The organism is Rivularia sp. UHCC 0363, assembly GCF_034931125.1.
GTDB lineage: Bacteria > Cyanobacteriota > Cyanobacteriia > Cyanobacteriales > Nostocaceae > Rivularia.
Genome location: NZ_JAYGHM010000006.1, coordinates 146,868 through 170,242 on the forward strand (window position 1 = coordinate 146,868; position 23,375 = coordinate 170,242).

The 23,375-nt window shown below is 39.1% G+C and carries 16 protein-coding genes and 1 pseudogene; 5 read left to right on the top strand and 12 right to left on the bottom strand.

Going from position 1 to position 23,375, the window contains the following annotated elements; translation table 11 throughout:
* Positions 1 to 9 precede the first annotated feature (9 nt).
* Complete coding sequence (locus VB797_RS05700; protein ID WP_323236688.1) at positions 10 to 2,214, top strand: hypothetical protein; 2,205 nt, start codon at positions 10 to 12, stop codon at positions 2,212 to 2,214.
* Between the two features lie 66 nt (positions 2,215 to 2,280).
* On the opposite strand, the gene speD is transcribed toward VB797_RS05700, so the two are convergent.
* The 3 genes from speD to VB797_RS05715 form a co-directional block, all read right to left on the bottom strand.
* Positions 2,281 to 2,712, bottom strand: coding sequence for an adenosylmethionine decarboxylase (gene speD, locus VB797_RS05705; RefSeq protein WP_323236689.1), 432 nt, complete (start codon positions 2,710 to 2,712; stop codon positions 2,281 to 2,283).
* 282 nt (positions 2,713 to 2,994) lie between these two features.
* Positions 2,995 to 5,175 (bottom strand): serine/threonine-protein kinase, encoded by a 2,181-nt coding sequence (locus tag VB797_RS05710; protein WP_323236690.1) that lies wholly within the window; start codon positions 5,173 to 5,175, stop codon positions 2,995 to 2,997.
* A 272-nt stretch (positions 5,176 to 5,447) separates the two neighbouring features.
* Positions 5,448 to 7,202 carry a serine/threonine-protein kinase gene (locus VB797_RS05715; protein ID WP_323236718.1) on the bottom strand — a complete coding sequence of 585 codons (1,755 nt, stop codon included), beginning with the start codon at positions 7,200 to 7,202 and terminating at the stop codon, positions 5,448 to 5,450.
* Positions 7,203 to 7,539: 337 nt separating this feature from the next.
* Here VB797_RS05715 and VB797_RS05720 point away from each other — a divergent pair, with 337 nt between their 5' ends.
* The 3 genes and pseudogenes from VB797_RS05720 to VB797_RS05725 form a co-directional block, all read left to right on the top strand.
* Positions 7,540 to 9,078: a phenylacetate--CoA ligase family protein gene (locus VB797_RS05720; protein ID WP_323236691.1), complete on the top strand. Its 1,539-nt coding sequence runs from the start codon at positions 7,540 to 7,542 to the stop codon at positions 9,076 to 9,078.
* A gap of 202 nt (positions 9,079 to 9,280) precedes the next feature.
* Positions 9,281 to 9,367 carry an antitoxin family protein gene (locus VB797_RS34945; RefSeq protein ID WP_416350840.1) on the top strand — a complete coding sequence of 29 codons (87 nt, stop codon included), beginning with the start codon at positions 9,281 to 9,283 and terminating at the stop codon, positions 9,365 to 9,367.
* Positions 9,367 to 9,709: pseudogene (locus VB797_RS05725) on the top strand (RNA-guided endonuclease InsQ/TnpB family protein); the annotation flags it as partial. The gene VB797_RS34945 and the pseudogene VB797_RS05725, both read left to right, overlap by 1 nt.
* A 76-nt stretch (positions 9,710 to 9,785) precedes the next feature.
* Here VB797_RS05725 and VB797_RS05730 read toward each other — a convergent pair.
* The 4 genes from VB797_RS05730 to VB797_RS05745 form a co-directional block, all read right to left on the bottom strand.
* Positions 9,786 to 10,400 (bottom strand): hypothetical protein, encoded by a 615-nt coding sequence (locus tag VB797_RS05730; RefSeq protein ID WP_323236692.1) that lies wholly within the window; start codon positions 10,398 to 10,400, stop codon positions 9,786 to 9,788.
* A 363-nt stretch (positions 10,401 to 10,763) separates the two neighbouring features.
* The gene (gene petJ, locus VB797_RS05735; RefSeq protein ID WP_323236693.1) at positions 10,764 to 11,093 is read right to left on the bottom strand and encodes a cytochrome c6 PetJ; all 330 of its coding nucleotides are present in this window, start codon (positions 11,091 to 11,093) and stop codon (positions 10,764 to 10,766) included.
* Between the two features lie 190 nt (positions 11,094 to 11,283).
* A complete protein-coding gene (locus VB797_RS05740; RefSeq protein WP_323236694.1) occupies positions 11,284 to 11,772 on the bottom strand; it encodes a GNAT family N-acetyltransferase in 489 nt (162 codons plus the stop codon).
* Between the two features lie 362 nt (positions 11,773 to 12,134).
* Complete coding sequence (locus VB797_RS05745; RefSeq protein WP_323236695.1) at positions 12,135 to 13,286, bottom strand: RpoD/SigA family RNA polymerase sigma factor; 1,152 nt, start codon at positions 13,284 to 13,286, stop codon at positions 12,135 to 12,137.
* An 857-nt stretch (positions 13,287 to 14,143) separates the two neighbouring features.
* On the opposite strand from VB797_RS05745, the gene priA reads away from it, so the two are divergent.
* Positions 14,144 to 16,780, top strand: a complete 2,637-nt coding sequence (gene priA, locus VB797_RS05750; protein ID WP_323236696.1) for a primosomal protein N' — start codon at positions 14,144 to 14,146, stop codon at positions 16,778 to 16,780.
* 156 nt (positions 16,781 to 16,936) lie between these two features.
* Here priA and VB797_RS05755 read toward each other — a convergent pair whose 3' ends face one another.
* The 5 genes from VB797_RS05755 to VB797_RS05775 all read right to left on the bottom strand — a co-directional run bounded on the left by VB797_RS05755 (position 16,937) and on the right by VB797_RS05775 (position 23,251).
* On the bottom strand, positions 16,937 to 18,946 hold the full coding sequence (locus tag VB797_RS05755) for an ATP-binding protein (RefSeq protein ID WP_323236697.1): 2,010 nt from the start codon (positions 18,944 to 18,946) through the stop codon (positions 16,937 to 16,939).
* A gap of 113 nt (positions 18,947 to 19,059) precedes the next feature.
* Positions 19,060 to 20,592 carry a circadian clock protein KaiC gene (kaiC, locus tag VB797_RS05760; RefSeq protein WP_323236698.1) on the bottom strand — a complete coding sequence of 511 codons (1,533 nt, stop codon included), beginning with the start codon at positions 20,590 to 20,592 and terminating at the stop codon, positions 19,060 to 19,062.
* Positions 20,593 to 20,636: 44 nt separating this feature from the next.
* Positions 20,637 to 20,906, bottom strand: coding sequence for a circadian clock KaiB family protein (locus VB797_RS05765; protein ID WP_323236699.1), 270 nt, complete (start codon positions 20,904 to 20,906; stop codon positions 20,637 to 20,639).
* Between the two features lie 83 nt (positions 20,907 to 20,989).
* Complete coding sequence (locus VB797_RS05770; protein ID WP_323236700.1) at positions 20,990 to 21,835, bottom strand: response regulator; 846 nt, start codon at positions 21,833 to 21,835, stop codon at positions 20,990 to 20,992.
* Between the two features lie 336 nt (positions 21,836 to 22,171).
* Positions 22,172 to 23,251, bottom strand: coding sequence for a PAS domain S-box protein (locus VB797_RS05775; RefSeq protein WP_323236701.1), 1,080 nt, complete (start codon positions 23,249 to 23,251; stop codon positions 22,172 to 22,174).
* Positions 23,252 to 23,375 lie beyond the last annotated feature (124 nt).

A 23,375-nucleotide genomic window follows, 5' to 3' on the forward strand; every position in this document is an offset into this window, starting at 1 on the left:
TGGGAAGACTTGAGTCCATATGGTTCCAGTATTCTTGGTGCAGCTTCACCCTATAGCTTTCAAAGCAACTTTACGGGTGCAACAAAAGATAATACTTATTATGCAGCGTCATTAGCTAATCATTTAGCTGGTGAAGATTTAAATGGCGATCGCGCTGAAATTGATGCCTATTTTAACAGCAGTTTTTCTAAGTGGTACTTTGGTACTGATGGCAATACACCAACTGGTAAATACGATTTTACAACGGTAGTTTTGCACGAGTTAGGACACGGTTTCGGATTAACGGATTTTATATATTATAACAACGGTACTGGTAGTTACGGTTCCACCATTTTTGAAAGTTTTGTAGTTAATGGTAATAATCAAAGTCTCAATACGTTTACTAACAACTCTAAAGAATTAGGAACGCAATTAATTAGTAACAATTTATTTTTCAACGGTGCTAATGCAACAGCAGCTAACGGTGGATTGAATCCAAAATTATACGCTCCAACTTCTTGGGAATACGGTTCAAGTGTTGCTCATTTTGACGAGAAAACATATCCCAAAGGTAATCTAGATTCTCTGATGACACCTTATTTCGCTTCAGCAGAAGCAATTCATAATCCGGGTGCGATGACTTTGGGAGTTTTGCAAGATTTAGGCTGGGATATTAATCAGGTGAACCCTGCACCCATAATTGAGACTATCTCAACTCCACTAGTCGCTGAGATTAAATCGACCCCAGCAATATCAACAATACCAACAATATTATTCAACTCTTTAGAATCCTACGCTGGACAAGATAAAAATCCAATTCTGAATATTTCCGCTGATGGTAAAGAGTTTGAAGTGCAGGGTAATTCTTGGAAGAAATTATCGCATAACTACAATATTACGGCAGATACTATACTCGAATTTGAATTTCAAAGCACTGTAAAAGGAGAAATTCAAGGTATTGGTTTTGAGACTGATGATAAATTAACTAATACAGATGCTAAGCGTTTATTTCAACTGTCAGGAACTCAAAAAGGCTGGGGTATTTCTGACTTTGAATATCAAACTAATTCCGGTTGGCAATCTTATCAAATTCGGGTCGGAGACTATTTTACTGGAGAGTTTAATTATCTAACATTTGCTAACGATCATGATGTTAGTAATGCTGATGCTCAGAGTCAATTCCGCAATTTACGACTATACGAATACGGTCAAGCGATTGAAATACCGACTCCATCTGTAGTTGAAACTCCACCTATAATACAACTTAGCATCATTAATGTTGAGGAAAGCGAACTTACTTCCTATGCTTCCCAAGATAAAAACTCTAGCTTCACTATTTCGGAGAACAAACAACAAATAGAAATCCAAGGAAATGCTTGGAAGAAACTTTCTTTAGACTATAAAGTTACTCAGAAAACCATTTTAGAATTTGAATTCCAAAGCGATATTAGAGGAGAAATTCAAGGAATCGGCTTTGATACTAACGATAATTTCAACAACAAAGACGATAATCCCCGATTATTTCAATTAGAAGGAACTCAAAAACTCGGTGTTTCCGATTTCAAAGAAGATATTACAGGACTTGGTTGGAAAACTTATCAAATAGAGGTAGGAGAATACTTTACAGGTGACATCAACTATCTTACCTTTGTCAACGACCATGATGTTAGCAGACCGGATGCAGCCAGTAAATATCGCAATATCAAGATTTATGAAAGCAATACTAACAAGATAAGCACCGTTAAAAACCAAGAATTCAATTCAGATCTAACACTTTTCGTAAAAGATAGTACCAACAATTACAGCCTTTCATCCTACGGTGGTATAGCTCAAGATCGAGGTATATTTAGCATTTCTGATGATAAAACCGAAATTGAACTTCAAGGTAATAGTTGGAAAAAATTAGACATAAATAACTACAACATTACCGAAAATACTCGGCTCAAATTTGAATTTCAAAGCCTTGCACAAGGAGAAATACAGGGTATAGGTTTTGACAGCGATGATATTATTAACAACAGCGATCGCGCTAATTTATTCCAAGTTTCTGGTACTCAAAATTGGGGAGTAGAAATTGAAGATAACTACACCCTTGGTTCCGGATGGAAAACCTATGAAGTAAAAGTCGGAGACTACATCAGGGGTGAATTCGATTATCTCACCTTAGCCAACGACGATGACGCAAATTCAACAGCACAAAGTCAGTTCCGCAATATTTCCCTGTATGAAATGTAATTGGGGAATAGGGAATAGGAGTTATGAATTATTTTCTCCTTGTCCCCCCATCTCCCCATCCCTTTATTAAGAGGCTCCAGCAGTTAAAGTTTCTTCAAGTTTCCTCAGTTGCGGAGTCAGTCTACCTCTAGGAATCTTCAAAAGCACATGATTTTTGGCTTGAAAAGCTTTGACTAAATACTTGCAAGCTTTTTCTGGTTCAGCGTGTTCACCGCAAGTAAACATATCTACAGCAACATAACCAATTTCGGGCCAAGTATGAACCGAAACGTGAGATTCAGCTAAGAGTGCTAAAGCTGTAACTCCGTAAGGTTCAAATTGATGCGTAAGTTCCCTCAATAAAGTCGAGTCCGCTTCTTTGACTCCTTCTTCTAAGGTTTTTTTAATGAAATCAACATCATTAAGCAAATCTTTGGGACATTCATATAATTCCAAAATACAGTGGCTACCCACCGGAACCAAAGGAGTGTCTTTGTCTAAGTATGATTGATTTGCCAATTTCTTCTACCCTCTAATCACAAAGCTGTAATCATATCATAAATAAACTATCAATGACCAGTTATTACCCAGCAACTACTATTTTTAAGTTGAGGTGAGGGAGTAGGGAGTACTAGTAGTCTATTGCATTTATTTTTGATAGGTTCGGGTAGTGCGACGCTGCGCGAATCTGCGCTTACGCACACGCTGGTTGCTTCTAGCTCGCTCGTGGTAGCTAGCGACCAAGATGGTCGCACTACCATGACCCCTCATAACTTATGCGGTGGAGTACTACGCTGTTGACTAAGGTGTCGGTGTTGGTGTCAATGTGGGTTCTGGTGTCGGAGTTGGTTCTACTGTTGGTGTCAGAGTTGGTTCTACTGTTGGTGTCGGAGTTGGTTCTACTGTTGGTGTCGGTGTTGGTTCTACTGTCGGTTCTGGTGGTGCGGCGTTTTCTACGTTTAAACGCAGCCGATAATCTTGGGATTGCGATGATGTGGAGACAATGACGAATTCATAATATCCGCTTTCGTCTAAAGTACCTGACCAGGAACGTCTTGTGGAATCTTCTAGTAATGCTGTTTTCCCCGAAGGTGAATATATAGAAAATAACACTCTAGAAGAAGCCGTTAAGCTGACTTCCATTTCTTGTCCTGCGCTGAGTTGAGCGATGAATATTTTACCGTCTCTATTTTTAAAAGTACCGCTCCTAGTAACGCTCGTGTCACCGCTGGCAAATTGCATTCTCTCGAAGTCGCTACGTGCAATTACTGCATTTATTTTGTCAAATACGAAGCCATGCCAAACTTGTCCTACGGGTTGATTAAGAAAATTCTTACCTCTTTGGTCGGGGAATTCTTGGTAGAATGGCGCATCGGCTAAATCGTATACTGAGCGGCTGCCGACATTAATATCATTAACCCGAACTTTCCAGCGATCGCGATCGGCTGATGTAAATGTTCCCAGTCTGCGACGAGCATCAGAACTCAGTTCTGACAGTTTATCCAGCAATTCACTAGCTGTTTTATCCCATTCTTCCCGCAGATCTGCATCTTGGGGTTCGTCGCTCAAGGTACGTCCGCTTAAACTCGGGTTTTTAGCCGAAAATATTTGGTTAACTAACTGTACGTAAAAGTTATAGTCTATACCCAAACGTTCGCGACGTGCTTTTAGTCTTTCTTTACGTCCTCTTTCTTCTGCGGAAAATTTCGGGTCAACTGGAGGCTCTGTTGATGTCGGCGTGACTGTAGGTGTGGGGTCTTGTCTAGATGTTATCTGAGATACGCCAAAGTAAGTCAAACCGCCTAAAGCTACTGTGGCTACAAATATGGCGGCAATTTTTCCCGGTGTCAACCAACTGGATTTGACTTGAGGTTGGGAGTAATGGGGTGCAGGAGTTATAGGTAGGGGAGTCGGAGCCGATTTTCCAGGTGCTACAGGAACGGTTTGTCCTGTCTGCTGGGCAGGTGTTTGCTGTGGTGATATATGCTGCGGAAACGGTGTTTGTAGCGGTGGATTATTTGTCGCAGTAAGGTTAAGCGCTTGCAAAACTTGATTGGCATTTTGATAGCGTTCTCTGGGTGCAGCAGCCAGCATTTTATCTAATACTTCTCCAAATGCCGGACTGAGATTAACTTCTCGTCGCCACTGCCATTGCAGGTTATAGTTATCAATTAGTTCCGCTGGCTGTTTCCCCGTAAGTAAAACAAGTATCGTTGCAGCTAAAGCGTATAAATCGCTGTGTGCTTCCACCGACCCAGTTTGCATTTGTTCTGGGGGAGCATAACCGACTTTTCCGAGTAAAGTTGGCATTGGGGTTGCAGGTGTGCTACCGGGTGCGTAATATTGAGAGGCTACAGTTGCGACAACTTGCTTAACACCGCCAAAATCTATTAATACTGGTAATTGGTCGCTTTTACGCAGAATCAAGTTATCCGGTGAGATATCGCGGTGAATTACACCTAGAGAATGAATATAATCTAATACTGGTAATATTTGCTGTAATAACTGTTTTGCTTCGGTTTCACCAAATTTCATTCCTTGCTTGAGACGGTGATCGAGTAAGGAACGATAAGTTTCTCCCTCTACATAGTCTTGGACTAAAATTAAGTATCCTTTATTATTAATGTTAAGGCGTAAAAGTTCGCGGAAACGAGGTATTTGGGGATGTTGCAGCTTGTAAAGAACGCTAGCTTCCCGTTCAAATAGTTCTTCGGATTTTTGTAAAACGTATTCAGTTTGAACTTGGGGAGAAAATTCTTTTAAAACGCAAAGTTCGCGAAAACGATTGATATCTTCTGCTAAATAAGTCTTTCCAAATCCCCCCTGTCCTAACTGACGTACTACTAAATAGCGATCGCCTAAAGTTTGCCCAGGCTGTATACTTTGACTCATCGGAGAATCATACAACATTTCGCCGCAGTGGAGGCAAAAGCGACTTCCAGTCGGATTTTCATGTCCTTTAGAGCATTTTAGGGATGTCATGGGATTAGGAGTTGGGAGTTAGGAGTTAGGAGTTAAGAGTTAGAAGTTTCTAATTACTACTCAAAATTTTTTACAGTTAGAGTATTAGTTTAAGAGTTACGGGTTAAAAATGTAAAATTAATCGATATTGCTACCTATAAAATAAGGCTACACTTGTATTGGCGCAACCTACATACTTAGTACGTTACACTTCATTTAATTTACAATGAGCTAGTTAATAAGTAGTCAATACAAATTAACTATATTAATAATCGATAATCGATCGCTGATTTTCAATTTCCTCGCTTACTAACCTCTTCATTAGCCAATGCATACCAAATTTGACCAAAAGTTTGTTGTGTTAGGTTCCCCTGTCTGATCCCAGGAAACAATCGATCAAATTTCTGATTTGTATCTTTATTTAAATCTTCGATAGTATAATTACCGAATTCCCCCGATCGCGATCGCCGTTCCCAAGTTTGATAATCTCGTCCGCTATAGGTTCCTAATTTTTGTCGAGTTTCCTTACTGAGATTAGCTTTTTCTAATTTATCGAGCAAGTCTTGGGCAATACCGTACCACTTCTTCCGCAAAGATTCATCTTCTGAACTATTAGTTAAAGTACGCCCGCGAGCTTGGGGATTCTGGGTATAAAAAATTTGATTTACTGTATTATTAAAAAATAATTCGGGAATTCCTAACCGCTGACGGAGCTGTATAATTTTTCCAATATTGTTTGTTTCATCGCGCTTCAATCCGGTGTCAGTATTATCTCCTGGCAAACTAGGTAATTCGACTGAGGGTAATTGCGGTAAAGAAATTGTTGGAAGAGAAAATGAAGTGACAGCATTGATTACTCCATTAATTACAGCCCAAGTACCCGCAAAAACTAACACTACAACGCTCGTACTTACCAAACTCACGAAAAAAGGACGCAACCAAATCGGTAAATGGATTGTTTGAGCAAAAGCATTAGTTTTATTATGAAAACTAGTCGCGATCGCACCGGCTCTTTTGCGTCCGGGAGCCACCACCATTGTATTAATCTTGGTAAGATGATTTACACTTTTAGCCCCAGCATAAGTAGGAGCAGAGGTCGGAAGATTAGAAGCAGCCACATTAGAACCAAGAATCGAAGACTGTAAATCTTTTAAAACTTGTTCGGCATTTTGATATCTGTCGCTGGGTTTATAAGCCACCATCTTCTTTAATACTGCTTCAAAGTTGTGACTAACTTTAATTTTGTCTCCCCAACGCCAATTTCCTTGATAACTATCGTAAAGCTTTTGTGGTTCCTCCCCGGCAAGCAATACCAAAGCCGTCACCGCTAACGAATACAAATCGCTGTTGTGAAACGCTTTACCCTGACGTAATTGCTCTTCGGGCGCGTATCCTTTTTTCCCCAACAAAGTGCGATTTACGGGTAATTGCGTAAACCATAAACCTTGAGAAGCCGGTAATTGTTTCACACCCCCAAAATCAATTAAAACCGGCAAATTATCGGTTGTGCGTAAAATCAAATTGTCCGGTGAAATATCGCGGTGAACTACATCTTTGGAGTGGATGTAACTCAAAACTGGTAAAATTTGCGTTAATAAGTGTAATACTTCTGCCTCACTAAAACACCTGCCGCGATCAAGATATTTTTCTAATAAATCCTGATAATTTTCACCTTCAACATAATCTTGCACCAAAAAGAACAAATCTTTATTAGAGAACTTTACCTGTAGCGAACAGTGAAAACGGGGGATTTGTGGATGTTGAAGCTGTTTAAGTACGCTCGCTTCCCTTTCAAACAACTCTTTTGCTTTTTGTAAATCTTTGTCTTCTTCTACTTGGGGTGCAAACTCCTTAAGAACACACATTTTATTTGATTGCATATCCTCAGCCAAATAAGTGCGTCCAAAACCTCCCTGTCCAAGTTGACGTACAATTTTATAACGGTTAATAATAACTTCCCCAGAAGGAAGAGGCAAAGGTTCACCGCATACAGTACAAAAGCGGTGATTTGAAGAGTTTACGTGGTTTCTAGTGCAATTAACCTGCATAATGCCCAAAAATGAAAGGGGGTTTTTGCTAATAACTACAATGCGATCGGATGAATTTACGTATAATTCGCTGGAATAGGTAATGGGTAATCGGTAATCGGTAATGGGTAATCGGTAATGGGTAATCGGTAATCGGTAATGGGTAATCGGTAATCGGTAATCGGTAATCGGTAATCGGTAATGGGTATGAATAACCGCGAGCAATAGATTTATAAATCCTTACTTCTCACTTTTAACTCTTTCCTAATTACCAATTACCAATCACCAATTACCAATGCCTATCACTTGATCTAGTAACTGCATATGGTAGTCCGTTTTTCAAGGTATCACAAGCGTTATGAACTACGAAAACCAAAGCCAACGGGCAATTAAGGGATTTGAGGACTTCTTAAATACTCCTCTCGAAACTTTACTACAACAGCATCTTGACAAAAATCCCGCTGTAGAGATAATCAAACTATTTCAGGATGTTGCTGCAAATGTACCGGCTTATCAAGCTTTTCTGATGCAACAGCAAATTAATCCCGATACTATTCAAACTGCGGCGGATTTTCAAAAATTACCCCCACTTACTAAAGATAATTACCTCAAGTGCTATCCTTTAACTGATTTCTGCCGCAATGGAAAAATAGCAAGCTGCGATACGATCGCCGTTTCATCTGGTTCTACAGGTAAACCGACTTTTTGGCTGCGTTTCTTTACCGATGAGCTACAAATTGCTACTCGATTTGAGCAGATATTTTACGATAGTTTTTTTGCAGATACTAAACCAACTTTAGCTGTAGTTTGCTTTGCTTTGGGAACTTGGGTCGGGGGAATGTTCACGACTAATTGCTGTCGCTATCTTTCTAGTAAAGGTTATCCCGTTACCGTAATTTCACCAGGTACAAATAAAGCGGAAATTTTACGAGTGGTAGCAGAATTAAGTCCCAATTTTGAACAAACTGTTTTATTAGGATATCCACCTTTTATTAAAGATGTAATTGATACAGGTATTGCTAGCGGTATTAAATGGTCGCAGTATAATATCAAACTTGTAATGGCTGGAGAAGTATTTAGTGAAGAATGGCGAAATTTAGTCGGGGAAAGAGTTGGTTCTCAAAATTCCTGTTATGATTTTGCATCGCTTTACGGTACCGCTGATGCTGGTGTTTTAGGTAATGAAACTCCGTTAAGTATCTGTATTCGGCAGTTTTTAGCAAAAAATCCCAATGCTGGACGTACTTTATTTGGAGAATCCCGTTTACCGACTTTGGTTCAGTATGACCCGATGAATCGCTTTTTTGAAGTTATACCGAATTCTTCTGATTCTACTAATAAAAAGGGGATTTCCAGAGGTACGCTATTATTTTCTGGAGACAATGGAATTCCCTTGGTACGTTACAACATTTTAGATAACGGTGGCATAATTACCTATGATGCCATGCTTCAGTTTTTGTCGGAATGGGGATTTGACCCTGTAGAAGCATTATCAAATAAAAGAGGAATTCGTAATTTACCTTTCGTTTTTATCTTTGGACGTTCCAACTTTACAATTTCCTACTTTGGAGCGAATATTTACCCGGAAAATATCCAAGTCGGTTTAGAACAACCTTTAATTAGAGACTGGGTAACTGGTAAATTTGTGATGCAAATACAGCAAGATGCCGATCAAAACAGTTTTTTATCTATAGCTGTAGAATTAGCTCCTGAAATTGAAGCGAATCAAGAGAAAAAACTAGCTGTAGAGGATTCTATTCTGACTCAACTTAAACGACTTAACAGCGAGTTCGCAAATTACGTTCCTCAAGAATATCAAACACCACAAGTAGAATTATTACCAATGGGAGAACCGGAATATTTTCCGCAAGGTGTCAAGCATCGGTATACGAGATAGCGTAAATTGTTACAAATAAGTCGGTGCTAAAAAATCAAGGTATGTCATTGCGAGTGGAACAAAGTGAAACGAAGCATATGCCCTACCGGGCAAGCTGCGCTAACGCAAGGTTTTGAGGACTATTTACATTCCGTTACATGATTGGGTTTAATTACGTCTACCTACTTAGAATAGCTTTAAAAATAAAAGTAAATTAACTCCAATTGCTAAGGCAATTCCCGCAATTTACGAAAATGGAGTATTGCGTTCCTTGTCTCCAGTAAATTTTTCTGAGTGCCAAACTGTTTAGCTATAAGTGATGCATCGTGGTCTTTGCTCCGGCAATGGGTTGAATATTTCGGTAAAGTGTTTGGTGTAGTGACTGTCGCAGTTCCACCTCAGTACACCAGTCAAAATTGCTCTAATTGCGGTGAGGTTGTTAAAAAATCTTTTGGTACAAGAACTCATACTTGTCCTCACTGTGGGCATACAGAAGACCGGGACTGGAATGCTGCGCGGAACATCCACCGGAAAAGGTCTAAGTACGGCGGGTCACGTTGGAACTAACGCCTCTGGAGAGACTGACCAATACTTGGGTGAGGTAACTCCTTCAAGCAAGTCAACTCGTATGCATAGGAAGTTTAAGAAGTGATTCTTGGAATCCCCGTGCGTTTACGCCGGGGAGGATGTCAAGAATGTATAATGAAAAGTTGAACTATTGCCAAATTTTAATCAGAATAAATAATACCTATAAGTATTTTTAAAAGGATCGATAAATCTTCTGGAACTTGGTAGCGTTTTTGGTCTTGAGTTACTTGACGATTTGCGCGATTGTAGACTCCAAAGCGCCAATCTTCTCCGGTTGTAACGGCTCCATATAAAACCTCAGAGGTGGATTTAGTCCATTGATCGAGCGCAATCAATTCAACAGCAAGTTGAGTAAAACCCCTAACTAAATCTGATTGTTTCGCTTCAATAACCAGTAAGTTTTGATGTGCTGCAATGTAGTAGTCGAGAGTTCCTTTAAGATAGTGGTTGACCGCAATAGAATATTCTATATTCAGCCGTTGGTTAGTTAAATCGCATACCTCAAACAAAATTGGTCCAATTAAAGCTTCTCGTCTAGTAGTTTCATTAACTAAATCAATATGAGATAAATTACGCTTAATTTGCTGCTGTAAAAACCGGAGGTCTAAATTTTCTGATGATTCTGGTAGCGTTAAATTTTTTCTTTCAATAGTGCAGTTTAATTCGGCTAAAATATCATCAATTGTGAAAGGTAATTCAAAATATCGGCTAAAAGTATAAGATTCACCTGCTTGTAGAATACGGCGGGAATTCATAAAAAATCTAAGCCAAATTTATCCTACTTATTATATATGAATAGTCTAAGTTAACCAGATATAAAGCCAAGAAATAAATTACTCGTTCCGCTACAAGCTACGCAACAACAACTACAGCACAATGCTGGCTAAATGAGGTGCCATTTCCCCTATTTCCTCCTGGTATCTCCCAAGGGGAGACGCTGAGCCGCACGCAATACCTACGGTACGCTCCGCTAGCCGCGTGTTCAGCTTGCTGGTAACGCTAGCGCCACTCCCCACAACGCGGGGAACCCGCGCATGGGGGTGGATTCACAAATCATTTAGGATTGCTATAGAAGATTAGAGCTAACCCAACAAAGCTCCTCATCCAAACTAAGAAGTTTACCAACCGCTTTCAGCCTTTGACAAAACGTAAGCAGCTACATCTTGAATTTGTGTATCTTTCAAACGTCCTTTAAAAGCAGGCATAGCATTCTTACCATTAGTAACTTGATTTGTGATGGCTTCTATCGAATTCATGCCATACTTTTCCAAATCAGCTTTACTAAGACTTTTATTAGCTTGAACTAAATTTCTACCACCTGCATGGCAAGAAGCGCAATTAGCATTGAATACAGCAGCACCAGCAGATGCATCTGCTAAAGCAGGACGACCAAAAGCAAAACTGAAAATTGCTACACCTAGTAACAATATTGAAACAATCTTTTTCATTACGTGTTCTCTCTACAGATCAAGGGCGATCGCATAAAATATCTCCTGGATTATTCTCTAACTCACAGCCTTGATCGTCAAATGACAAGCTGTCATACTTCAAAGGTTAAAGGTTAAAGGTTAAAGGTCAAAATTTATACTCATAACTCCTAACTCCCAACTCTAACTCTTCTAATCTAAAATCTAAAATCTAAGATCCAAAATTCTTCAACTCATCTCCGGTAACGCGACAGGTTCGCCAATCTTCTAAAATATCTGCTCCCATATGCCTGTAAAATGCTTTTGCTGGTTCGTTCCAATTCAAAACACTCCATTCTAATCTGCCACAGTTTCTTTCAACTGCAATATTTGCAAGTTTAGTTAAAAGTGCTTTCCCAACTCCTTGTTGACGATATTCTTCTAACACGAATAAATCTTCTAAATAAATTCCCGGTTGAGTAAGAAAGGTTGAATAATTATGAAAAAATAAGGCAAACCCCACGGCTTGCCCTGTATATTCTGCTAATATTGCTTCCGCATATTTTTTCGATCCAAATAGGTGCTGCTTGAGTTGCGAAGCGCTACCAGTCACGGCATCAGTCAGTTTTTCGTATTCTGCTAATCCTTTGATTAATTCAAATAATACGCCGCAATCTTCTGGTTGAGCTAAACGCAAAGTTAAATCGTTATCTGGAGTCATTCGTGATTAAAAATATGAACGATGAAACAAAGATATCTCAAATTTGGAATAACTTTACAAAAGTTTTTTAATTTAATTGATTTATCTGTATTTCCCAACCACCAGGGGCTGAGAATCCCCGTCTAATAGCTAAAGTCTTCTTCAGGGAACTGGAGAAAATTATGTTTAAATGTCAAATTCTCGATCATTAATTATCAGTTAACAATTACTAGTACAGGTTAGCGGAAATAAAGCTACTATTTCAAATGGCGGAAAAGCCTATAAAATAAACCTTCTTTCTTTTACGTTTTTACTTTTTATTTTTGCCTTGTTGTACCAGCATTTGCTCGATGGCTGAGAACTGTTAACTGATAACTGTTTGTTTAAACCAGCCAGCCTTTCAAACGCTTAGCGATATGAGGACGGCGTAATTTTCGCATGGCTTTACTTTGAATTTGTCGTACTCTTTCGCGAGAAAGATTGAACATATTGCCTACTTCCTCTAAGGTGCAGGGTTCGCTACTTGTTAAACCGTAACGCAATGAAATTACGTCTTTCTCTCGTGGAGTTAGTACGTCTCCTAATACTTCCCAAATCTCCTGACGCATCATGCTTTCGTTCATTTTTGCTTCAGGAGATTGGTTGTCTTCGTCTTCCAACAAATCCATCAGTTCGGTATCTTCTTCTTTACCGACACGGTGGTTTAATGAAAGTGCTTGACGACGTAGTTGCTGCAATTGACGTAGCTGACTGGCTGGAATGTCCAACACTTTCGCCAATTCTTCTTCGCTGGGATTTCTTGCTAATTTCTGCTTTAATTCTCTTTGGGCTTTCTTGAGTTTATTAAGCTTTTCTACAATATGTATGGGTAAACGAATCGTCCGAGCATCATTAGCGATCGCTCTTGTAATTGCTTGACGAATCCACCAGTAAGCGTAGGTTGAAAATTTATATCCTTTATCTGGGTCAAATTTTTCCGTAGCGCGATTTAAACCCATCGCTCCTTCTTGAATCAAATCGAGGAAGGGAACGCCACGATTAAGGTATCGTTTGGCTATGGAAACTACTAGACGCAGGTTAGAACGAATCATTTTTCGCTTCGCAACTTTACCTTGGTATAAGCGATGCTCTAACTGCTTTTCATTAATCCCCATCACGAGTGCTATGGCTGCTTTATCGGGGGAATGCCCCAATTTTTCCTGTGCCGTAGCTTGCGCTTGCCTAACTTCTTCGAGGATGCGTACTCTTTTTGCTAACTCTACCTCTTCTTCAGGCTTGAGCAATGGATAACGCGCCATTTCTTTGAAAAATGCTCCTACAGCATCATCATATTCGGTTTTGTTATATCCCGAAGGTCGCGCTGCCGCCATATCATCCCCATTGCTTGATTCCACATTGGCTGCTTCCGCATCAATGTTTTGAGCAATTATTGCTTCTTCGTCTGTCACTACTTCTAAAAGATCAATTGCTTCTGATTCATTCTTATTAGCAACTTTCTGCATATTTTCCATTGTTCCCAATTGTGCAATATTCATAAGTCTTTTAATGGGGGATTGTTGCTTGCGGACCGTAAATAATCATTCGTGAGAACTGTTAGATCGGCATTTTTGATGGGAAAATTTTCCATATCCATACATCAATGCCCTTTTTAGTTGAAATAACGGCGTTCTGTGTGGTTTTATAGCTTGTTTTCTTTAATGTGTGTTGCCTTATAACTGCTGTAGCTATATCCCACTTGTCCTATTCGCGTTATCCTAATCATCGATAAATATAAACAGGATTATCCTAATACATATATTCTTCACTTTTTTTCTCTAACAGAATATTCTTACCACCTCCTATTTTTTCTTTTATTAATAGAATAAATATAAAAAAGACTCTATAAGCGCCAAATCATTAATTTTTTCTGTATTTATGTCAGAACTGTTACACTTTTATTTTTAATAACTGTTTGCCGATAATACTCTCTTTTGATTCGGTAATATATATCTTTTGGCGGAGTACGGCTCAATTCATCGAAAAATATGGCAAGTGAAACTCTAGGAAATTGTTCCCTATATAAAAGCATCTCATATACCATCAAAGCTGAATATCTATCAATAGAGAGATAAGCCCTCTTCCATAGTTGGTAAACCAGCGTCAAAAATGGCGTAAATAGGTGAGACTATTTGAGATTATAAGTTAATGTATCAAAAAATCATTCCCGAATCATGTTTGTGTAAGGTTTGTTTATCAAATTACATATCTAGGAAACTTATCAAGTATTATATCCTGTGAAAGTATTGCGAAATACATTTTCTCTTATAAGACAGTAGATTATTACGACCTAAATAAATTTGATTAATTTTGTCAAACTAATAGCGGTAATTATTCATCGGTAAAATAAAAAAATATGTATATAAATAATGTAATACCGACTGCGATCGCGGCATCAAACCAAGGAGAATACCAACCGAGAATGACCCCGAAACAGTGGGTTGAGGTATTAGTAGACTGTCCGGGAATGACGGGATTGTTAACTTACGGATTACCGGAGCAGTTGGAAGTAAAACCAGGAGACATTTTAAGCGTACCATTGAATACGCAAACTGTTGGGGGGATCGCAATTCGTAAGTTAACAAAACCTCCCCAAAACATACCAATAGAAAAAATTCGGAATATAGAGGATGTAGTCAGTGCGGGATTTTTCCCTCATTCTTACTGGCAATTATTAAATCAAGTAGCCGCATATTATTACACTCCTTTAATTAAAGTAATTCGCGTTGCTTTACCTCCTGGTTTATTGGGAAAATCTCAACGGCGGATTCGGCTTATTTCTAATCAAAATACTTTTATTTCTTCCCTTTCCCCCGCAGCCCGGAAAATTCTTGATTTACTCCAAGCTCAACCAGCAGGAGATTACAGTTTTATCTATTTACAGCGACAAGTTAGAAATGCTTATCGGGGGATAAGGGAATTACGACGACTTGGGTTAATCGAAACTTATTTAGAAGCACCGCGCTCAACCAAACCAAAGTTAAAAAAAGCCATAATATTAATCGGAAATCCTGCTGCACCAGATTTAACCACCCGTCAAACTGAAATATTAGAAGTATTGCGACGACGCGGTGGCGAGATGTGGCAAACTGAATTCTTACAAACTTGTAACGCTGGTTCCTCAACTATCAAAACCTTAGAAAAAAAAGGTTATGTTGTAATCGAAGAAAAAGAATTATTGCGAATTGAGACCTCTGAAAATGCAGATGAAACATTAAGCGGCGAGCAAGTAAAAAATCTTACACCAGCCCAACAAAATGCTTTAGAAACTATAAATAATATCAATATATATGCTTCAATCCTCTTACATGGAGTCACGGGTTCGGGGAAAACAGAAGTATATTTGCAAGCAATTGCACCCTTATTAACAGCGGGGAAATCAGCATTAGTATTAGTTCCCGAAATTGGCTTAACGCCACAATTAACCGATCGCTTTCGTGCTAGATTCGGTAAAAAGGTCAGCGTTTACCATAGCGCCCTTTCCGATGGGGAACGTTACGATACTTGGCGAAAAATGTTAGCAGGAGAACCCCAAGTAGTCATCGGCACCCGCAGCGCTGTTTTCGCACCTTTACCCAATCTCGGTTTAATTATCCTCGACGAAGAACACGATTCTTCATTTAAACAAGACTCTCCCATTCCCACCTACCACGCTCGTACAGTTGCAAATTGGCGAGCAGAATTAGAAAATTGTCCCTTAGTATTAGGTTCCGCTACTCCCTCCTTGGACACTTGGGTAAACGTGGGGGGAAGTGGAGAGGGGGAGATTAGGAGATGGGGGGACAAGGGGACAAGGGGACAAGGGGATAAGGAAGATGAAGAAATTGCTTTTCTTTCTACCCCTTCTACCTCATCCCTACGGGAAGATTCTTTCTCCCCATCCCCCCATCCCCCTATCTCCCCATCTTCTTACTATCTCTCCCTTCCCGATCGCGTTAATTCTCGTCCTCTACCTCCGGTGGAAATCGTAGATATGCGTGAAGAATTGCACCGGGGAAATCGTTCTATTTTTAGCAATCCGTTACAGCAAGGTTTGCAAGAACTGATTGAAACTGGACGACAAGGTATATTGTTTATTCACCGTCGGGGACACAGTACTTTTGTATCCTGTCGTAGCTGCGGATACGTGATGGAATGTCCCTATTGTGATGTGTCGCTATCCTATCACCAAACTGAAGCTGGAGCAGCGCAGGTTTTACGCTGTCATTATTGTAATTATGCAACTCCCCATCCCAAAAATTGCCCTGACTGCTGTTCTCCTTATTTAAAATTCTTCGGTAGTGGTACGCAAAGAGTAGCGCAAGAGTTAGCAAAACAGTTTCCGGAATTAAAATTTATCCGTTTTGATAGTGACACCACCCGCAACAAAGGAGCGCATCGCACTTTATTAACTAGATTTGCCAAAGGTGAAGCCCATTTATTAATCGGAACGCAAATGCTGACCAAAGGCTTGGATTTACCGCAAGTCACTTTAGTTGGAGTAGTCAGCGCTGATGGATTGCTGCATTTATCAGATTACCGTGCCAGCGAACGCGCTTTTCAAACTTTGACTCAGGTTGCAGGACGTGCGGGTAGAGGTGAAGACCCAGGAAGAGTTATAATCCAAACTTACACCACAGAACACCAAGTCATTCAAGCCGTACAGCAGCACGATTATTTATCTTTTATCCAAGATGAATTAGCACAGCGAGAAGCTTTGAATTATCCACCCTACGGTAGATTGATTTTGTTGCGTTTAGCCAGTTTAGATGATATCCAGGTAGAAAATACTGCGATAGAAATCGCCGAAAAGCTACAGCAGCAAGCGGATATAGACATATTAGGACCCGCACCAGCAAGTATATTAAGAGTCGCAAACCGTTATCGCTGGCAAATACTTTTAAAATTCGCTCCCGAAGACCTACCGCAACTACCAGACTGGGAAGAAATACGTCAGCTTTGCCCAGATTCCGTTAGTTTAACCATTGATATCGATCCACTGAATATAATGTAATGGGGATTGGTAATTGGTAATGACTGGTTCCCAGCCAGAGACTGGGAACCCATGTATGAAGGCTCCGCCTTCAATGTAGACTAAAGGCGGAGCCTTTATGAAAAGCATTACAAGGTAGAACCTTGTAACGAGATAATATTGATAATTAATGACTGCTCACTGCTCACTACTCACTGCTAACTCCGCGATCGTTTCAGCTAACTTCTCTGCTTGAATGGGTTTGGCAAGATGCAGGTTAAAGCCAGATTGGAGTGATTCTCGTTCATTTGTTTGTCCTGCGTAAGCGGTAAGGGCAATTGCGGGTATTTTCGCGCCTTTTTCTGGGGGTAACGCTCGAATTTGCCGTATCAGTGTATGTCCGTTTACATCGGGCATGGCAATATCACTGATGAGTATATCTGGTTTTTGTTGTAAGAATAATCTGAATGCTTCTGGTGCGGAAGTGGCTGTTTGTATTGATGCTCCGTATGTTTCGAGGACAAATTGCAAAAATTCTAGATTGTCCGGCTCGTCATCTACTAATAATATTTTTATACCTTTAAAATTTAGTTCTGCACTATTAATTTTGCTATTTTGAATTTGGATTTCTATATCGGTGGTTAAGGGTATCTCTACGGTAAATGTCGTACCTTTGTCAACTCCGGGACTTTCTACTTGAATCTTACCACCGTGAAGCTCTACTAAATGCCTTACTATGGCTAACCCTAATCCCAATCCTCCAGCGTTTCTAGTACTGGTACTGTTTTCTTGACGAAAGTAATCGAACACGTAGGGTAAAAAATGAGAATTAATTCCTTTTCCGGTATCGTTAACTTGAACTTTCACTTGTTGGCGATCGCAAGTTAATTCTACGTGTACTTTCCCCCCTGGTGGAGTAAATTTTACGGCATTGGAAAGTAAGTTCCAAAAAATTTGCTGCAAACGGTTGGGTTCACCTTTAATCAAAGCGGTTTCTGGGGAAAAGTTGGTGGTTATTTGAATCGATTTTGCATCAGCAGCTAAATGCACGGTTTCGATCGCAGCTTTGATAATATTTTTTAAGTCAACGCTAATTGGATTAAGCTGTAGTTTACCGCGCAATATCCGGGAAACGTCGAGTAAATCTTTGATCATTTCTGCCTGTAAAGCAGCGTTGCGCTCTATTGTTTCTAATGCTTGATTGACTCTGTGGGGTGGAAGTTTGTTGGAGCGTAAAAGTTGAGTCCATCCTAAAATCGGGTTGAGGGGGGTTCGCAATTCGTGGGAAAGTACGGCTAAAAATTCATCTTTGACTCGGTTTGCTGCTTCGGCTTTTGCAAGCAATTCGGCTCTTTCTATTTCTGCTTGCTTGCGTTCTGTAATATCTCTCAAGGTAACTAAATTAGCTGGTTTTTCTAACCAATCTATTTTTACTACCCGCATTTGTGCTACTAATTGTTTTCCATGTGCCGTTGCAATATCTACTTCGGTTTTATCTTCACCAGCTACGGGAAAGCCGAATATTTCTCCCAAAAGTTCTTCTTCTTTACGGTTAAACAATTTCAAAGCTGCGGGATTGATAAATCTGACTATTCCTTTGTTATCTACCACCACGATTCCGTCGGGATTTTTAGCAATTAACATCTGCAACTGCTTCTGGCTTTTTCTTAGTGCAGCTTCTACTTCTTCCCTACGAACGCTTTCAACTTGACTTTGCTGTCGTTCTCGTTTTAATTCTGTTGCTTGAGAGAATAAGCGTTGCTGTAGCTCGGTTGAATAAATATTACATTCTTCTACCTGAGCAAACTCCGGTTGTGGGGATTGAGTTTTACTTTTCAGTGCTTGTTTTACTATTAATGGTAGCTGATGCAATTCATCTTCACTTAAATAATAGTTTGCTCCTGCTTTCATACAGGCTACTGCATCAGATGCATTGTTTTTACCGTTAATAACTATAAATGGAACGTATATTTGTTTTTGCTGGAGAATTTGTTGAGCTATTGAAATATTTAATCTGGGATGCTGATAATCTGCTAAGATAATTTCTATATCTAAATTTAAATAATTAAGATAATCTGTTTCATCTACTATTTGCCGCCCTACAGGATTAAATTCGGCTTCGCTTAATAACGATAATATTTCTTCGCAAGATCCGGCAGAATCAAATAGCAAAAGTATGTTTAGTGGAATTGCCGTAGGTACTACCATTAAATTTAATATATTGTGTTATTTGGCAAAAAAATTAGCTATATAAACTTAATTTTTACCATAAAACCTATTCTGTTTTGTCTATCTTGAGAGTTAGAAAATATTTAGATAGACTATTCCCTATTCGCTCCGTCTTCTTGAAATAACTCGCTCAGACGATTCACTTCATCTTGGTCTACATACATTGGGTTTCCTGATAAAATGCCCGTAACATTGCGGAAACTTCTGCCGATGTGGATTCCTTGACCGTCAATTGTAAATTCACGAATCCGTTTATCGTGGCTCGAACCGCGCATTTTTATTACCGCTAACCCTCTTCTGACTTCACCGTAAACTTCTACATATCGCAATAATATGATTGAATCGGTACTTGTGGAAATATGAGATTCCGTAACTGAACTACCACCTAACAAAGTTGGAGATGTAGCAGTATAAAGTCCAGTAATCGCTTGTCCTCTAATTGTGGCATTTAAAGTGGCAATAAATTCCCTAAATCCGTTGAGCGCGGCAACTTTTTCTAAAGCCGTTAAACTATCTATAACTATTCGCTGGGGTTTAAATTCCTCGATGACTTCCTGCATCCTAACCAGATGATTTTCTAATCTCGTTGATTCTGGATAGCGGAATATAATCTTGAGTTTTCCTTCTTTTTCTGCTTGCTCGAAGTCTATCCCCCAACCTTGTGCATTTCTAATTAGTTGATGACGATTCTCTTCAAACGCAAAATAAATACAGCGTTCGCCATCTTCGATCCCGGCAGCCGCAAAGTGAGTTGAAAGCAAAGTTTTTCCTGTGCCGGTGGCTCCGGATGCTAAAATAATCGAATCGCGATAAAAACCACCACCACACATCTGGTCAAGTTCTACATTCCCGCTGGAAATGCGGATAGTTGATGAAGGTCTATCTTCCCCATCCATAGCAGAAAGGGGAATTGTCACAAAACCGCGATCGCTCAGAATCGTAAAGGGAAATTCTCCCTGTTGATGAGAACTACCGCGATATTTAAGAATTTCTAAAGTCCGACGACGCTTTTCTTCTACCAACACGTTACGCAAAATAATCACGTTGTCAGCGACAAATTCTTCTACTCCGTGGCTGCTAATTTCGCCGTATTCATGATTCCGTTCTGAGGTTAAAATTGCCGTACCGTTAACATCTCGCAAAGCTGAAGCTATGATAAATAAGTCATCGCGCACTTGAGATTTATTCGGTAAATAACTAAAAATTGCTCCCAAGGAATCCATCGAAATTCTAGTAGCTTTCACCTTGTTAATGGCATACTGAATTCTAGCCAGCAAAGGACTAAAATCATAGTCTCCACTAACATAAGGATTCTTCCCAGGTTCGGGAGAAGCATCAACAAAAACCCACTTACCTTCCTCTTCCCATTTAGCAATATCCCAACCGAAACCACGCATATTTTTGCGAATATTTTGAGGGGATTCTTCAAAAGATATAAAAACTCCTGTTTCCCCGCGTTTAATTCCTTCTACTAAAAACTGACAGGAAAATATTGTTTTACCGCTACCTGCACTACCAACTACCAAAGTAGTACGTCCTACTGGCAATCCACCTTGAGAAATTAGATCGAAGCCGGGGATTCCTGTTTCTAACTTTTCCATTGATTCTTGTTTTTCTTGAGGCATTTCAAACAGAAATTTTGATGTTTATCTAAGAGGATTGTGTGTAGTTATTCGTTAAATATATCATGTTTTTTACTGGTAATTTCTAAACCCATCAAAACCGTTTTTACATCAGATAAATCCCCAATAATTCTGACTTGCGGTAAAGGAAATTCTCTAATTAAAGTTGGTGTCACAATGATTTTCTCTTTTTCCGCAATATCGGGTTGCTTTAATACGTCAATAACGGTAATTTTAAAATGGTTTGGTAAAGTAGCTTGACACAATTCATTTAAGTTAGCGATCGCCCTATTTGACCTGGGTGTATCTCCTGTCACATACAGTTTAACTACATATTTTTTATTTAAATTACCTTTACACATTATTTTAAAATAAACGTATTTTTTACGTTATATAATATTTAATTCGCATCCAAATCACTATTAATTTTATCAAAATTAAGCTTATTTAATCCGATAAAATATTTTCGGTAATAAGCTGTCAAATAACCCATTAATTCTAATATTACTAAACGTCCTTCCATCGCATAGGCTTGAGATTTACGAGAAGCAGAGCTTTTCTCTTTAATAACAGTAGTATGAATTTCAATCACATCACGAGGTGTAACTTGTAGAAAACCCAATTGTCGAGCTAAAGCATTAAGACGATCGGAAATATTATGCTCTACTTTGTAAGCTTTTTGCTCCAAAGCTAATTCCATAATTTCAGCATAACTTTGGACTAATTCTGCAAAAATATCCGGCTTGCTTTTTCGTAATTCAGATTCTAAAGTCTTTGTACTTTTATTTGTACCGGATGCTGCGATCGCTTCGAGTTGCTCAAACTCTAAGAGTTGCTGTTCGTTTTGCTGTTGCTGTCGCTCTATCCCCGAACGAATCGCATAAACTAGCAATTTTGTATCAACCTCAGTTTTATGTAAATATCCAATTGCACCCAATTCCAAGGCTTTCACAGCAGCAGCTTCATCTAAAACAGTATGAACAATAATTGGTAGCTTGAATGCAATCTCCCGTATCCGCACCAAAGTCTTGATACCCCGACTGTCGGGAAGCATTAAATCTAAGAAAACAATGTCAATATCGTTAAGTGCTAGCTGCTCCAATCCCTCTTCCAAGGTTTCGGCAACAATGACCTCAAAACCTTGTTTAAACGAAGCAGAGTTCGCTTTAGATAGCAGTCTGCGAAAATATTCTATTTCTTCTAGCTCGTCCTCAACTAAAAGAACTTGGCAACGATGATTGAGCATAAGTCACTATCAGTTATCAACTATCAGTTATCAATAATTAGTAAATACTGTTAACCGTTAACTGTACTTCAAAAATTTATAAATTGGGGATATTTAATACCTTTATCAGTTTACTAGAAGATAGAGTAACTAGAAGAATGTTTCTGGTCATAGGATAACCGCTTTATACAATCTTTTATCACTTTAAAAGTTAATAAAATCCAATATAATATCTAAAGTATGATTAAAAAGATGATTTTTATTGGCTATATTTGATTACAACTATCTGTGTTCCCGTTCACCGCAAGGTGTCCCGTAGGGAAGGGTATTACGAATTATCTCACCATCCCCATTTCCTTATCGTGGAAAAGCGATCGCAAATTTAGCACCTTGACCAAGCTGACTTTGAGCGGAAATGCTACCCCCATGACGTTCGACAATTCTGCGACAAATTGCTAAACCCAAACCCGTACCTTCATACTCGCTAGAATTATGCAACCGTTGACAAGGTTCAAAAATATGATCTAAATAGACTTCATCGAATCCAATACCGTTATCCTCTACAACAATTTTGTATTGACTATCTGATGCTTGATTTTGGTAAATTTTGACAACTGATGTAATTTCTGGATTACAATACTTCAAAGAATTACTCAAAAGATTTTGAAATAGTTGATACATTTGACCTGGGTCGGCTGCGATAGTAGGTAATTCACCTACTTCTAAAACTGCATTCGTATCAGCAGTTTCTAAATCTGATATCACCCCTTGCACAACTTGAGTTAAATTTACTTCTATGAAAGGTTGTCCTTGAGTTGTGACCAGGGAAAAAGTGAGCAAATCATTAATCAAGCTTTGCATTCGACTTCTAATTTGAACGATGCGGTTTAGATAGTCGAGTCCTTGTTCATCCAACACTTGAGCGTAATCTTCTTGCATAAATTCGCTCAAAATCTGAATTTTGTGTAGTGGTGAAATCAAATCGTGAGATACAACGCTAGCAAAATCTTTTAAATCACGATTACTGCGTTCTAATTCGGTAAGTAAACTTTTGAGTCTAGCTTCAGCTTGCTTGCGCTGAGTGATATCCTGAATTTGAGCAATAAAATATAGTGGTTGTTGATGGCGATCGCACACCAGAGAAACGTTGAGTAGAATCCAAACGATATACCCGTTGGAATGAAAGTAACGCTTTTCGATTTGGTAGGTACGAATTTCACCTGCAAGCATTTGACGCACGCAATCCAAATCTTTCTCTAAATCATCAGGATGTGTAATATCTTGAAAAGTTATTTTAAGTAAATCAGCTTCCGAATAGCCAACAATTCCGCATAAAGAACGATTAACCTTTAACCATCGTCCATCAGTTGCGACAAGTGCCATCCCAATGGCTGCATCGTTGAAAGCTACACGAAATAACTCTTCGCTATCAAGCAATTTTTCCTCTACTTGCTTTGACTGTATGAAATTCGACTATTCCATTTTTACATATCTCAGCTAAAAGCCGATAAAATTACTAAATACAAAAAAATAGTTTTCCCGAATTTATTCTTCATGAACT